The organism is Dokdonia sinensis, assembly GCF_003688895.1.
GTDB lineage: Bacteria > Bacteroidota > Bacteroidia > Flavobacteriales > Flavobacteriaceae > Dokdonia > Dokdonia sinensis.
The window spans coordinates 82,688-96,945 of record NZ_REFV01000001.1 but is presented as its reverse complement, the minus strand read 5'-3'; the positions used below and the strand labels follow the sequence as shown (position 1 = coordinate 96,945).

Here is a 14,258-nt window from a genome sequence, read left to right as displayed (position 1 = left end):
TCATCTTAAGAAAGGGCACTCAGTAATTTCCTTCTAAACTAGTAAAGAGACATTCTTTTCTATTTCTTAACACTGCTTTGTGTCGAATATCATTAGAGTAACTTAATTTTAAAATATGAGAATAAAATACCTGTTACTCTTAGTAGGCTGCTTCATTGTACTAGCCTGCAATAACGACGATGACAACCCACAAGAACCTATAGACCAGTTACCACCTATCACACAAACAGGGGAACAGACATTGGGTTGCCTTATAAATGGAGAACCTTTTATCCCTTCTGGTTTTGGAAATAGCGCACCACGCGCTTTTTATCAGTTTGTTGATGGGACATATACATTAGGAATATCTGGAAGAGCAGGGGGGGGGGATAATCTAAGGGGCTTAGGTATTGGAGCAGTCGAAGTTTCCGATATTTTTGAAGGTCAATATGAATTAACAGAAGAGGAAATAGGCAATTTTTTTGGAGATTTAACAATAGGCGGTTTTTTCAATTTTAATGAGGCAACTACTACGGCAAATCCTGGTAAATTGATAATAACGAAACTAGACACATCTAACTTTATAGTGTCTGGAACTTTCGAATTTACTGTGAGTAATGATGAAGGTGAAACATACGAAGTCACAGAGGGTCGTTTTGACTTAAACTACACTAACTAAATTTTAAAATCTTTTCTATGAAAAATTATTACCCGCTATTTCTAGCAGTGCTTTTTATGTCCTTTTGTCATGCGCAAACCGTTAATACTACAGTTAAAGACGAAACCAATGAACGGTTTGAACTTCTTGAAAAGAATCGTATTCCTAATGATATTCTAGTTGAGGTTCTAAATTACCGTGTGTGTGACAATTAAGAGGACTATTAAAATTTATAGCTCATAAATTTTGGAAGAAAACCCTGTGTTAGTTATACAGCAGTTTAAATGTTACGATAACGTTCCCTAAACATCAATTAACATACATTCACAAGCTCTTAACTTTTTATTAAGTTTTTCGTGGCAGCGCTTGAGTTAGCTTTAAAGAAAATTAACTGTATGAAAACAATTTTGCTCTCATTATCATTAGCACTTCTTTTTATGGCACAAAGCTGTAAAGACGACGATGACAGCCCACAAGAATCTATAGACCAGTTACCTCCTATCACACAAACAGGGGAACAGACACTGGGTTGCCTTATAAATGGAGAGCCTTGGGTGCCATCTGGATTTGGTAATAGTGCGCCCCGTGCATTTTATCAGTTTGTCGATGGGGCGTTCACGTTGGGTATATCTGGATCTATGATAACTGATGAAAAATTAGTTGGTTTAAATATTGGCGCACTTGAAATTCAAGAATTGAATGAAGAAGAGTACGCTTTAGTTGAGTTTGAACCAGCAAATTTTTTTGGTAGGATATCAATAGACGGAGGTTTAATATTTACTGCAAGCACTAATTCCTCTCTACCTGGAAAACTTACAATATCTCATTTTGATCAAGAAAATTTCATTATTTCTGGCTCCTTTGAATTTACTGTTCGTGATGAAGAAGGAGAAACATACGAGATTACAGAAGGTCGTTTTGATCTTAACTACACAAATTAATTAATCAATACTTATTCTTATGAAAAACTGTTACCCGCTATTTATAGCAGTACTATTTACGTGCTTCTGTGAGGCGCAAACCGTTAATACTACAGTTAGAGACGAAACCAATGAACGGTTTGCACTTCTTGAAAAAAATCGTATTCCTAATAGTATACTATTTGAGGGTCAAAACTGCCTAGTGTCTTACAATTGAAAGGACAATTATAATTTACAGCACATAAATTTTACGAGAAAACCCGCTATAATGTTGTAGCGGGTTTTTTTACTCTTTCGCGAAAGCGGAATCATCAACTCACTCCATTTAACATTAAGATAACCTAATAACAAATTATTTTTGGCTTCTTTACGATTCTATAAAATCTATACTTATGAAGAAATTTTTACCCTATTCGTTTGTTGTTCATACCTCGCTGGAGCCCAGATTCATTTTGGTCCTAAAGCAGGTGTAAATTTTGCACGACTTGCTGGAGATGATGGAGAATCCATAAAACTGCGCACGTCATTTCACGCAGGTGCTTTTGTAGAATTTGAGGTAAGCGAGCGGTTTTCATTGCAACCAGAGCTTTATTATTCTTCACAAGGAGCCAAACAGGATTTCCGATTTAATCAAGGAGATGTTTCCTCTACGCTGGAAGTGACCCAACAACAGGATTATCTGGTGGAGCCTTTGCTTGCAAAATTTTATGCCACAGATAGGCTCTTTATAGAAGCCGGCCCTCAGATAGGATTCTTGCTCAAGGCAACAGGAGAAACTTCAGGAGTCGTAGAAATTGAAGATGAGGATATCGAAGATTTTACTACAAACACTGACTTTGCATTGAATCTAGGCGTAGGGTATAGGTTTGAAACAAATTTATTTGTGTATGCGAGGTTTATTGCGGGCCTTACAAATGTAAATGATGCCGAAGCTTTTGCAAATGAAAATCCTTCCATAAACGAAGACGACATCGCAAACCAAAAAAATCAAGTCTTCCAAATAGGCTTAGGCTATCGCTTTTAGAGTTTAGCCCTTTGAAAATAATCCATAAAAAATCCCGCAACCGCGGGATTTTTTAATTCATATATTTTCCAATAAAATGCTAAAAACTTCCAGCTTCCAGCACCCCACTTCCAGCTTTATTCCTACAAATGAATCACTTCATCATAAGCATCTGCTACCGCCTCCATTACCGCCTCACTCATCGTAGGGTGTGGGTGAATGGTTTTAAGTACTTCGTGACCTGTGGTTTCCAGTTTGCGTCCTAGCACGGCCTCTGCAATCATATCTGTCACTCCGGCGCCTATCATATGGCAACCCAGCCACTCCCCGTATTTTGCGTCAAAGATAACTTTTACAAAACCATCTTTCGTTCCAGCAGCACTCGCCTTTCCAGATGCTGAGAATGGGAATTTCCCAACTTTGATTTCGTAGCCCGCTTCCTTAGCTTGCTTTTCTGTCATTCCTACACTCGCAATTTCTGGAGTGGCATACGTACATCCTGGAATATTTGCATAATCTATTTTCTCAACGTTCATCCCTGAGATTTTTTCTACGCAAGTTATCCCTTCGGCAGATGCTACGTGTGCAAGTGCTGGTCCAGGCGTTACATCACCTATGGCATAGTAGCCTGGAATGTTAGTTTGGTAAAAATCGTTTACGATGATTTTATCCTTATCGGTTACGATACCAACATCTTCTAGACCGATATTCTCAATATTTGTCTTAATCCCCACTGCCGAAAGTACTAAGTCTGCCTCCAGCGTTTCTTCGCCTTTTTTGGTTTTTACAGTTGCTTTTACGCCGTTTTTCGTTTTTTCAACTTTCTCGACAGAGCTATTGGTCATCACTTTGATTCCCGCTTTTTTCATCGAGCGTTCAAATTGTTTTGACACCTCTTCATCCTCTACAGGAACGACATTAGGCATAAACTCAACGATAGTTACTTCTGTTCCCATTGCGTTGTAAAAACTAGCAAACTCAACACCTATCGCACCAGAACCTACTACAATCATAGATTTAGGTTGCTCCTTAAGCGTCATCGCCTCGCGATATCCTATTACCGTTTCTCCGTCTTGTTTCAGGTTGGGAAGTTCACGAGAACGTGCTCCAGTTGCAATAATGATATGGTCTGCACTATATTCTTTGCCATCGACGTCTATTTTCTTTCCGGTTTTCAGTTTCCCGTAACCTTCTATGACGTCTATTTTATTTTTCTTCATCAAAAATTGAACACCTTTGCTCATCCCTTCGGCGACACCACGGCTACGTTTTACAACTGCTGTAAAATCTTTATCGGCTCCGTCTACTTTGAGGCCATAATCTTCGGCGTGTTTTAGGTATTCGAACACCTGCGCACTTTTAAGAAGTGCCTTTGTCGGGATACATCCCCAGTTCAAACAAACACCTCCTAGGCTCTCTTTCTCGACAACAGCGGTCTTTAAACCTAGCTGTGAAGCGCGTATTGCAGTTACATATCCGCCAGGACCACTCCCTAAAACGATGACATCATATTTGCTCATATCTTGATATTTTTTTGCTGATTAGTTATACGCTTTCGCGAAATTTAACCTGAAGTCATTTCAGGTACGGAAAACGCATCCATTTAAGTGTGCAAAATTACACATTATGACCCGATTCCTAAAATAGCTACTTTGCCCTTTCATAGTCAGGAAGCTCCCTGAGAAAATCATAGCGTTCCTGCTCGTAATCCATTGTGCAGTAATAATGATTTAAGCCATTAGTAACCATTAAAAGCTGTGCCTTGAGCTGAAGGTTATACCGCGCAATCTGGTCAAAAGTCGCTTGGTTAATCCCCACCGAATAGGCTTTACACTCTACAATGAGAAATATAGATCCATCAGGGTTGAAAACGACAATATCGTAGCGTTTTTTTGTATCTAAGAGTTTGATCTCTTTTTCGACCTGAATTAAGGATAGGGGATATTTCTTATCCTCCACTAGAAAATTTACAACGTGCTGGCGTACCCATTCCTCAGGCGTGAGAACAATAAATTTTTTACGGATACGGTCAAAGATAAGCGTATTGTTTTCGCTATTTTTGAGTCGGAAATGGTAGGGTGGAAAGGCTAGTTTTTGCACAGGTCAAAAATAAGAATAGGCACGTTATATTTGTTATTTTAGACCAATTTTATAACATTAGCCATTAGCCAAAAGTCAAAAGCTCACAACAATAGAATTTGAAACACGCAAAAGACATCGTAGCCGACATTAAGAACGGTATCATAAAACCCATTTACTTTTTAAGTGGGGAAGAGCCATATTTTATAGACCAAATTTCAGACTACATAGAAGATAACGTCCTTGATGAAGCCGAAAAAGGGTTTAATCAAGTCGTTCTTTACGGAAGAGATGTCACGGTAGAGGATATTGTAGGTCAAGCAAAACGTTACCCGATGATGTCAGAGCGTCAAGTTGTCATTGTAAAAGAAGCCCAAGAGTTGAGCAGAACGATTGACAAACTGGCTTCCTATGTTCAGAACCCTCAGCCATCTACTGTGCTTGTGATTTGCTATAAATATAAGAAATTGGATGGGCGCAAAGCGTTAGGTAAAGTGCTCAAGAAACACGGAGTACATTACGAAAGCAAGAAATTGTACGACAATCAAGTGGGGGATTGGTTGCGCCGTGTGCTTATAGATGAAGGTTATCACATCAATCCGAAAGCCGCGCACATTCTCGTAGACTTTTTGGGAACAGATTTAGGCAAAGTAAAAAATGAGCTCAATAAATTGATGCTTATTTTGCCGAAAGGAAGTGAAATCACCCCGGAAGCCATTGAAGAAAACATAGGAATAAGTAAAGACTTCAACAACTTTGAGTTACGCAAGGCAGTAGGCGAGCGGGATATTGTAAAGGCACAGCGTATCGCGAATTATTTTGTGCAAAATCCTAAAGATAATCCGCTAGTGCTTTCGGTTTCCTCTTTGTTCGGTTTTTTTTCGAGCCTGCTCAAGTATCACGGACTTCCTCAAAAAGACAAAGGTACGGTAGCAAAAGCATTAGGAATAAACCCTTATTTCGTGGGCGAGTACGTCACTGCGGCCCGCAATTACCCAATGAAAAAAGTAAGTATGGCCATAAACCTCCTACGCGAGGCAGATGTAAAGGGAAAGGGAGTAGGCGCGAGTGCTTTTACGAATACTGGATTGCTCAAGGAGTTATTGGTTAGGGTGATGAATTGATTTATAGAATAGTAGGAAGTGGGGAGTATGGAGTTGGAAGTTTGTCGTAAACATGTGGTTTTTCTAAAAAATAAGTAGAAATTAAAATTCAGAACTCAGAACTATTCTTCAAAGACAACCTTTCCACCCTTAATCACCATCTCAATCTCCTTAGTATTTAGAATATCCTCCAGCGGATTAGCCCGCAACAGAACTAAATCTGCTGGGTTTCCAACTACAATTCCGAAATTATCTTTTTTCAAAAATCGACTTCCATTATGGCCAGAAGTTTGCAAAGCTTCAGCGGGTGTGAGTCCCGCTTTTACCATTTCAGCCAGTTCTTCGTGTAAGGACGAACCGGGATAAATGTAGGAATTATATGCGCCACAGTCAGAACCTGCCAGTAATGAAACTCCTGCCTCATTTAGTTTTAAAGCAAGGATGTTAAAGAATTGTTGTAGTTCTTTTCTATCCTGTTTCGCTTTCGCGGAAGCGTTCAAAGCCCCATTAATTCTACCTTGATATGTTTGGACAAACGCGGCATCAAGCTCTTTTAAATAGGTGTCATTGCTGTGATCTTGCTCGTCCAGATGGCTTAGCACTTCGCCTATGTGAAGCGTGGGAGTTACAAATACATTATTTTCTTTGAGTTTACTAAATGTGCGCTGTGCTGTTTCTTCGTCGTAGGTTTCGATGAGCGCATTCATACTGCCCCAAAAGCTCAATTCGCCAGAAATGACCTTTTCTGTAATTTCATTTTCTTGTGAAGAACATCCTTTAAGGACATAGTATAAGTGCTCAATATTATTCAATCCTTCGTTTACGGCCTCATCCAGCTTTACTGTAAATGGCATATGGCCAGAAGTTATCATTCCCCGAGACTCGGCTTGTTTTATTATTTCTAGATACATTTCTCTAGAAATTGTGCTGTCGTATAGTTTTACGTAATCCACATTTAAGGATTGCAGAGAGTCCAATGCTTTTGAAACCTGTTCCTTTGTTTCGACCTCCAATGAACCCGCCCAACGTGATTTTTCTCCATCCAGTTTTGGGCCAGAAGTGTAAATTGTCGGGCCTTTTTTTGTGTTATTTTCGATCTCATAATTCCAGCTTTGTACTTGTGGTGTCAGGTCACCACCGGCATCGCGTACCGTAGTTACTCCGTATTCTAAATAGCGGTTCAGAAATTTCTCATTTTGAGCAATATGACTTTCGCCCCCGCGAAAATGGACGTGATTGTCCCAGAAGCCTGGAAATACATATAAACCTTGGGCATCAATTGTTTTATGTGCAAATAGATAATATCCAACATCTCTAGGATCAATTACTTCAATTTTTCCATCTCTGATATAGATGTCGTGTACATATTCATTTTCAACGCGACCGTTTCCGTAACTAATAGTTCCATTCTTGATAACGAGATCGTAAGTGTTTTCATCTGTTTGCTGTACACAGCTCAAGGATGCAAATATGATTAAGCAAAATAATAAATAAATGATTTTCATATGTTATTATTGAATGTTATGAGCTCACTACGCATTGCGGGCTACCCACCCCTTTTTTGTCAAAGCCAATTTACACACCTACTTCCAGGGTGGGGAGCCATTTCTGGCATTAGGATTAATAAATATTTACCCTAATTTCTAAACATCTAAACATCTAAACATTTAAACTCACTGCTCACCACTCACAACTCATCTCGTTTCCCTAGACTTCACATTCTCCTCACAAAGCCTCAAAATTTCAGCGATACGTTTGTTTCTGGTTTCCTGTCTTTTGGCACTGTGTAGCCACGAAAGATAGTTCTTCCGATAGCTGGGGGCAAAGGCGTTGTAGTTTTTAAGTGCTGTTTTGTTTTTCGCGAAAGCGGATTTTAAATCCTCGGGCATTACACCATTTTCTACATCATCCATCGCGGTCCAGGTTCCTGTTTTTTTGGCGAGGTCTATCATTTTCTGACCACTCTCGTGTATCAAACCCTGTTTATCTAGCTCTGCCACGTACTTTTTATTGAGTTTGCTCCAAGTGCTCTTTGGATTTCGTGGACAAAAAAACTGCCTTCGCTTCCCGTTCCCCAGACTTTTTACCGTGCTGTCTATCCAGCCGTAGCATATCGCCACGCGTACAGCATCTTCCCATCGCATCGATGGTTGCTTATTTTCAAGTTTGTAAAAGATGAGATAGATTCCGTCTGGATAACGGTTGTAGTTTGCGTCCAGCCACTCGCGCCACTCGACATCTCTGGGAAAATAAAGTTCTGGTTTTTCTACAATCACTATTAACTGTTTAGTAAATGAAAGCTCAATTTTTACAATTATCTGGTAATTTTAGGTGGTTGAGTGATTTTCAAGATGAGCAACGCTCCTATTTAAAATTGTATCGAAACCTCCGATTTCTCAATCCTGAAACCCATCTTCCCATTCACTTCCTTCCAGCGTAGCGCCATAGACGAGTTTGTGTCCAAAGGTCCAAGCGCCCATCATAAAGTCTTCCTTGATGTCCTTCTCACTCATACGCCACTCGCCCTGATGATTTGTTTTTCCTAAAATAGTTTCTGCTAAGGGATGTACGGATTCCATCAATCGATATTCTATGGCGATACTGTAAAGTTGTGGGTTTTCAGTTTTGGTGAGCAGGTAGGTGTAAGCAACAACTTCTGGGGAATTGCTCGTCTCCGTGTATTCTATTTTAAATTCGGATGCCTGTGCGGGAGTTGCTTTTGGGTTGGTCTTTTTGAGTTTCTCTAAGGTCATTCCTAAGTAAATCCCTTTTTTCTTGAGGATTTTAGGAAAGAACTTTTGCTGTTTGGACTTACTGTAGTCTACCGTATTAATCGGCATTACAAAGCTCAAGCAGAAAACGAGAAGAACAGTTTTGAACAGCATATTGTGAGTGATCTATGGTCGTTAAATTACTGTTTTTCTGCGAATTGAGAAACGACTCATTATTGTTTTCTTGTTTGAATGTAGAAATCCTCAGCAACCTCAAGAGTTTTGGCTTTGCGATCTACCTTTATCGTTTGCCAGGCTGTTGTAGGAGTAATCCATTGTTTTTCTTCACCTATGGTTACCCATAATGGCATCGAGAAATTGGGAACAACATTGCCAAATCTATATTTCATCTCACGTTTATCAAAAGCATACTCTAAAATTGGAATTTTGGTCGTGCGTAAATATTGGTCAAAAAACGGAGCGAGTTCTAGGTTAAGCTTTCGCGAAATATATTCCTCCACCTGCTTGCTCGTAACCGTCTGGTGATAGAACTTTTGGTTGAGTCCGCGCAGGGTTTCTCGCCATAATTCATCATCCTGCGCCATTGTCCGAATCATATGCAAGATATTTGCACCCTTGTAGTACATATCGCCACTTCCTTCTTGGTTTACACCATACTTGCCAATGATGGGATCATCATTTCGCACATTTTTTCGTGTACCGAGAACATAAGCACGAGACGCTTCTTTGCCAAAATGATAGTCTAGATATAAATTCTCTGAATAGGCGGTAAACCCTTCGTGTACCCACATATCTGCCACATCCTTGTTTGTAATATTATTTGCAAACCACTCGTGACCAGCTTCGTGTATGATGATAAAGTCAAATTTTAATCCCCATCCCGTTCCAGACAAATCCCGTCCTAAATAACCGTTTTTGTATTTGTTACCGTAGGTCACAGAACTTTGATGCTCCATTCCCAAATAAGGAACCTGCACCAGTTTGAAACTATCTTCATAAAAAGGGTAGGGACCAAACCAATGTTCAAAAGCTTTCATCATCATGGGCGCTTGTTTAAATTGCTCTCGAGCTTTTGCTTCATCTTCTCGCAACACCCAATATTCCATATCGAGTTTTCCTTTCTCACCGTCGTAAGTTTCGCCAAAACGCACATAATCTCCCACATTAATGTTTACTCCGTAATTATTAATTGGGTTCTTCACGGTCCAGTGATAGGTTTTTGTGGTGGCCGTACTATCTATTCCTACTAATCGACCATTTGAAACGTCTACCAATTCTTTAGGCACTGTTACGTGCATATCCAGACTGTCTACCTCGTCTGCCGGGTGGTCGCGATTGGGCCACCAGACGCTGGCACCTATGCCTTGATTTGCGGTGGCAATAAAATGCTTCCCGTTGCTGTCTGTTGTCCAAGTCCAACCACCGTCCCAAGGAGCATTTTTTGCAATCCTAGGTTTACCTTCGAAGCCTAGTGTGATGGATTTTAAATCACCTTTGTTTTGCGGTGTTTCCATTTCAATAAAATGTGCGCTTCCCTCGGAGCGAACTTCTAGTGGCGTGCCATCTTGCATTACCGTCGTGAGTTCCATCGGGGCTTGTAGGTCTATCTGTAGTTCGCTGGCGCCTTCTTCCAGCACGCGGTAGGTCATCACATTGGTGCCAATGATGGTTTTTGACGCTGGCAGTACTTCGACAGATAGGTCGTAGTGTACTAAATCCCACCACGCTCGTTGAGGCGTAATGCTTCCGCGAAGGGTATCTTGTCTCGTGGTGTTTTGGGCACAAGAAATGAGTGAGATAAACAGTAGGAGTACTGAAAGTGGTAAAGTAATTGGTCTTATAGAGATGTTGCGCATTGCTAAAAATAAGTTTATGAGTAAAAGTATCAATTTTATAAAGATGTTGTTTCAAATAGGGTGCCGCTTCTGAAACAAGTTCAGGATAAATTTCGCGATACGCTAAAGACGTATTTATAAAAAGCGTAAATCAAATTAATTACCATCTTCTAACCAAATTCCCAATGAAAAGTCCTCTAACTCCCATCATAAATCTGTAATTTTGCATCCCGTAGACGAAAAATAATAAAGGTCAATATGGCATCCACTAAATACATCTTCGTAACGGGCGGAGTATCATCTTCTTTAGGAAAGGGCATCATCGCCGCTTCCCTTGCAAAACTCCTTCAAGCACGCGGATATCGTGTGACCATCCAGAAACTTGACCCATATATAAATATAGACCCAGGTACGCTTAATCCCTATGAGCACGGGGAATGTTATGTTACAGACGATGGTGCTGAGACTGACCTTGACCTTGGTCATTATGAGCGTTTTTTAAACGTAGCAACTTCTCAGGCAAACAATGTTACCACAGGAAGAATTTACCAAAGCGTTATCGATAAAGAGCGTCGTGGTGAGTTTTTAGGGAAAACCGTACAGGTCATCCCGCACATCACAAACGAAATTAAGGAGCGCATCCAGATCCTAGGAAATAATGGCGATTATGATATCGTAATTACTGAAATAGGAGGAACCGTGGGAGATATTGAGTCGCTACCCTATATAGAAAGCATACGCCAACTCAAATGGGAACTAGGTAAACAGAATTCACTCGTGATTCATCTCACGCTTGTTCCTTATCTCGCGGCCGCAGGAGAATTAAAGACAAAACCTACTCAGCACAGTGTAAAAACGTTAATGGAGAGTGGGATACAGGCAGATATCCTTGTACTTCGTACGGAGCACGAACTGAGCGAAGATCTCAGAGCAAAACTTGCCCGTTTTTGTAACGTAGAGCAAGAGGCGGTTATCGAATCTATTGATGCATCAACTATTTATGATGTGCCTAACTTGATGCTGGATGAAGGACTGGATACCATAACCTTAAGCAAATTAGATTTGTCTGATGATGTTTCGCCAGATTTGGACCGTTGGCAAGAATTTTTAAAACGCCATAAGAATCCAAAGTCAGAAGTTACCATTGGACTTATTGGTAAATATGTAGAGCTTCAGGATTCATACAAGTCTATATTGGAATCCTTCATTCACGCAGGGGCAGAGAATGAGGTAAAAGTAAAGGTTGAGAGCATCCATAGTGAGTTTATTACTGATGATGTTATAAAGAATAAAATTTCAACACTAGATGGACTGCTCGTTGCTCCAGGTTTTGGGGAACGCGGTATAGAGGGGAAAATCAAAGCGGTGCAATATGCGCGCGAAAACAATATTCCATTTTTAGGAATTTGCCTCGGGATGCAAATGGCTGTGATAGAATACGGTCGCAACGTGTGCGGACTTCAAGACGCAAACTCCACCGAAATGAACCCAGACACACCCCATCCCGTGATTGACATTATGGAGGAGCAAAAAACCGTGACAGATATGGGCGGTACAATGCGTCTGGGCGCTTGGGAATGTGAACTTAGCGACGACTCTATCGTACGCGAGGTTTATGAGGCAAAAACAATTATGGAGCGCCATCGCCACAGGTATGAATTTAACGATGTGTACCGTGAGCAATTGGAAAAGGCTGGGCTCAAGATTACTGGGACAAATCCTAAAACGGGACTTGTAGAGATTATTGAGCTTCCAGAACACCCTTGGTTTGTGGGTGTACAGTACCATCCAGAATATAAGAGCACGGTGGCAAGTCCGCACCCATTGTTTGTGGCGTTTGTAAAGGCGGCGCTGGATAAATCAAACCGCTAGACGTGCCAGTATGGCATAATTTTCCTTTTTGGATAACTAATTGACAACGATAATTAAAATTATTTTTACGCTCCTGCCTGCCGGCAGGCAGGTTCGCAAAATTTAGAATAGACTTTAATTACGCTTTCGCGAAAGCGTACTCACAATATCACAAATGGCAGAAAAACAACAATTTGATAGAAATTCTTTTATAGGAATTCTCCTCATCGCGCTTATTTTAATTTATATGTTCTTCATAAATAAGCCAACAGCTGAAGAACTCGAAGCACAAAAGAAAGAAGCCGAAATAGAGCAAGTCGCCCAAGAATCCGCACCATCTGAAACTGAAATGCCCGAAGAGACATTTGTAACTAGTGCAACAGATTCTCTTGGTCAAGTAAAACTTCAAAATAGGCTGGGAGCATTTGCATATTCTGGAGCGTTACCCTCTGCCAGAGAAGAAGTTACAACGATAAAAAACAATGTTCTTGAGCTTGAGGTAAGTAATAAAGGTGGGTATATCACAAAAGCAACTTTGCTCAAACATAAAACCTTTGACTCAATTCCTGTGTATCTAATTAAGGACGGGAATAGCGTCTTTAATGTTTCCTTCAGTACGACAGATAACCGAAATTTAAATACGAAAGATTTATTTTTTGAACCAAAGCTTACTCAGAATGGTGAAAACCAAGTGCTCACGATGCGTTTAAAAACAAGTCCTAATGAGTTTATGGAGTATCGCTATGAGTTAAAGCCAGATGATTATATGCTCGATTTTGGCTTACGCTCACAAGGACTTTCTGATGTTCTCAATACAGGCTCTCCTATGCGTATGCAGTGGGATTTTAAAGGAATGCGCCACGCAAAAAGTCAAGAGTATGAAAACCGCTATACGCGTCTTACTTATGAGTATGAAGGAGATAAAACTGATAAATTAAGCCCATCTGGGGACGATGAAGAGATAGAGCAGGATTTGAGTTGGATGAACTATCGTCAGCATTTCTTTAGCTCAATGTTGCTCACGGATACTCCTTTTAAGGAGGCAAGACTATCATCACGTGACCTATTCAAAGCAGCCGATGATAATGATCAAAAATCAGAATTTACAAAACAGTATACTGCAGATTTATTGTTGGAGCCTACAAACGGAGAACTCAACTATGCAATGAATATGTATTATGGGCCTACGGACTATCAAATTTTTAATGATTACGATCGTAACCTCGATGAGGCGATGCCAGTAGGTTGGGGAATTTTTGGATTACTAAACAAATACCTCGTAATACCATTCTTCGGATTCTTGAGTGGTTTCTTACCAGCAGGTATTGCTATTATTGTGATGACAGTTCTTATTAAGTTGATTTTGTCTCCTGTACAGTACAAACAGTACTTATCACAGGCTAAGATGAAAGTGCTTAAGCCAGAAATTGCTGAGATTACTGCGAAGCATAAGGACAACCCAATGAAGAAGCAACAAGAAACGATGGCCCTGTACAGTAAGGCTGGTGCGAGTCCCGCCGCAGGTTGTTTGCCCGCATTGTTGCAAATTCCTGTCTTCTACGCGCTGTTTACGTTTTTTCCATCTGCATTTGATTTGAGAGGAAAAAGCTTCCTGTGGGCGGATGATTTGTCGAGTTATGATGAGATTGCAAAACTTCCGTTTGAGATTCCTTTTTATGGAGATCACGTGAGTTTATTCCCGATACTCGCTGCGGTGACGATTTTCTTCTCTATGCGCTTAACAACAGGAAACCAAATGTCTCAAGCGCCCACCCAGGAGGGAATGCCAGATATGCAGAAGATGATGAAGTATATGATGTACTTCTCACCACTCCTGATGTTGATTTTCTTTAACAACTACGCCAGCGGATTGAGTTTGTATTATTTCATTTCTAACTTGATTACTATCGGGATTATCCTAGTCATTAAAGGATACATTATCGATGAAGATAAAGTAAGAGCAAAAATTGAAGTAAAGAAAGCTAAGCCTAAGAAACAGGGCAAATTCCAACGCAAGATGCAACAGATGATGGAGCAGGCAGAAGCGCAGAAGAATGCTAAGAAATAGAAATTAGATTTCTGATTTAAACAAAAAATG

The 14,258-nt window shown here is 40.3% G+C and carries 13 protein-coding genes; 7 read left to right on the top strand and 6 right to left on the bottom strand.

Annotated elements, in window-relative coordinates:
- Positions 1-115 precede the first annotated feature (115 nt).
- The 4 genes from EAX61_RS00350 to EAX61_RS00340 all read left to right on the top strand — a co-directional run bounded on the left by EAX61_RS00350 (position 116) and on the right by EAX61_RS00340 (position 2,581).
- Entirely contained in the window at positions 116-658 is a 543-nt protein-coding gene (locus EAX61_RS00350) for a Riean_0653 family protein (RefSeq protein ID WP_121915668.1), read from the top strand.
- Between the two features lie 17 nt (positions 659-675).
- The gene (locus EAX61_RS16370; RefSeq protein WP_161555139.1) at positions 676-852 is read left to right on the top strand and encodes a hypothetical protein; all 177 of its coding nucleotides are present in this window, start codon (positions 676-678) and stop codon (positions 850-852) included.
- Between the two features lie 180 nt (positions 853-1,032).
- Positions 1,033-1,578, top strand: a complete 546-nt coding sequence (locus tag EAX61_RS00345; protein ID WP_147448312.1) for a Riean_0653 family protein — start codon at positions 1,033-1,035, stop codon at positions 1,576-1,578.
- A gap of 337 nt (positions 1,579-1,915) precedes the next feature.
- Positions 1,916-2,581: a porin family protein gene (locus EAX61_RS00340; RefSeq protein ID WP_121915666.1), complete on the top strand. Its 666-nt coding sequence runs from the start codon at positions 1,916-1,918 to the stop codon at positions 2,579-2,581.
- A gap of 122 nt (positions 2,582-2,703) precedes the next feature.
- Here EAX61_RS00340 and lpdA read toward each other — a convergent pair whose 3' ends face one another.
- Both lpdA and EAX61_RS00330 read right to left on the bottom strand, forming a co-directional pair.
- Complete coding sequence (gene lpdA / locus EAX61_RS00335) at positions 2,704-4,080, bottom strand: dihydrolipoyl dehydrogenase (protein ID WP_121915665.1); 1,377 nt, start codon at positions 4,078-4,080, stop codon at positions 2,704-2,706.
- A 127-nt stretch (positions 4,081-4,207) separates the two neighbouring features.
- A complete protein-coding gene (locus EAX61_RS00330) occupies positions 4,208-4,660 on the bottom strand; it encodes a type I restriction enzyme HsdR N-terminal domain-containing protein (RefSeq protein ID WP_121915664.1) in 453 nt (150 codons plus the stop codon).
- A 98-nt stretch (positions 4,661-4,758) separates the two neighbouring features.
- On the opposite strand from EAX61_RS00330, the gene holA reads away from it, so the two are divergent.
- Positions 4,759-5,763: a DNA polymerase III subunit delta gene (gene holA / locus EAX61_RS00325; RefSeq protein WP_121915663.1), complete on the top strand. Its 1,005-nt coding sequence runs from the start codon at positions 4,759-4,761 to the stop codon at positions 5,761-5,763.
- A 101-nt stretch (positions 5,764-5,864) separates the two neighbouring features.
- Here holA and EAX61_RS00320 read toward each other — a convergent pair whose 3' ends face one another.
- The 4 genes from EAX61_RS00320 to EAX61_RS00305 form a co-directional block, all read right to left on the bottom strand.
- Positions 5,865-7,247 (bottom strand): amidohydrolase family protein, encoded by a 1,383-nt coding sequence (locus tag EAX61_RS00320; RefSeq protein ID WP_121915662.1) that lies wholly within the window; start codon positions 7,245-7,247, stop codon positions 5,865-5,867.
- Positions 7,248-7,436: 189 nt separating this feature from the next.
- On the bottom strand, positions 7,437-8,018 hold the full coding sequence (locus EAX61_RS00315; RefSeq protein ID WP_347337914.1) for a YdeI/OmpD-associated family protein: 582 nt from the start codon (positions 8,016-8,018) through the stop codon (positions 7,437-7,439).
- A gap of 120 nt (positions 8,019-8,138) precedes the next feature.
- The gene (locus EAX61_RS00310; protein WP_147448311.1) at positions 8,139-8,627 is read right to left on the bottom strand and encodes a hypothetical protein; all 489 of its coding nucleotides are present in this window, start codon (positions 8,625-8,627) and stop codon (positions 8,139-8,141) included.
- Positions 8,628-8,686: 59 nt separating this feature from the next.
- Complete coding sequence (locus EAX61_RS00305) at positions 8,687-10,330, bottom strand: M1 family metallopeptidase (protein WP_121915979.1); 1,644 nt, start codon at positions 10,328-10,330, stop codon at positions 8,687-8,689.
- A gap of 237 nt (positions 10,331-10,567) precedes the next feature.
- Here EAX61_RS00305 and pyrG point away from each other — a divergent pair, with 237 nt between their 5' ends.
- Complete coding sequence (pyrG, locus tag EAX61_RS00300) at positions 10,568-12,181, top strand: CTP synthase (RefSeq protein ID WP_121915660.1); 1,614 nt, start codon at positions 10,568-10,570, stop codon at positions 12,179-12,181.
- Between the two features lie 154 nt (positions 12,182-12,335).
- Positions 12,336-14,228: a membrane protein insertase YidC gene (gene yidC, locus EAX61_RS00295; RefSeq protein ID WP_121915659.1), complete on the top strand. Its 1,893-nt coding sequence runs from the start codon at positions 12,336-12,338 to the stop codon at positions 14,226-14,228.
- The last annotated feature ends 30 nt before the right edge of the window (positions 14,229-14,258 follow it).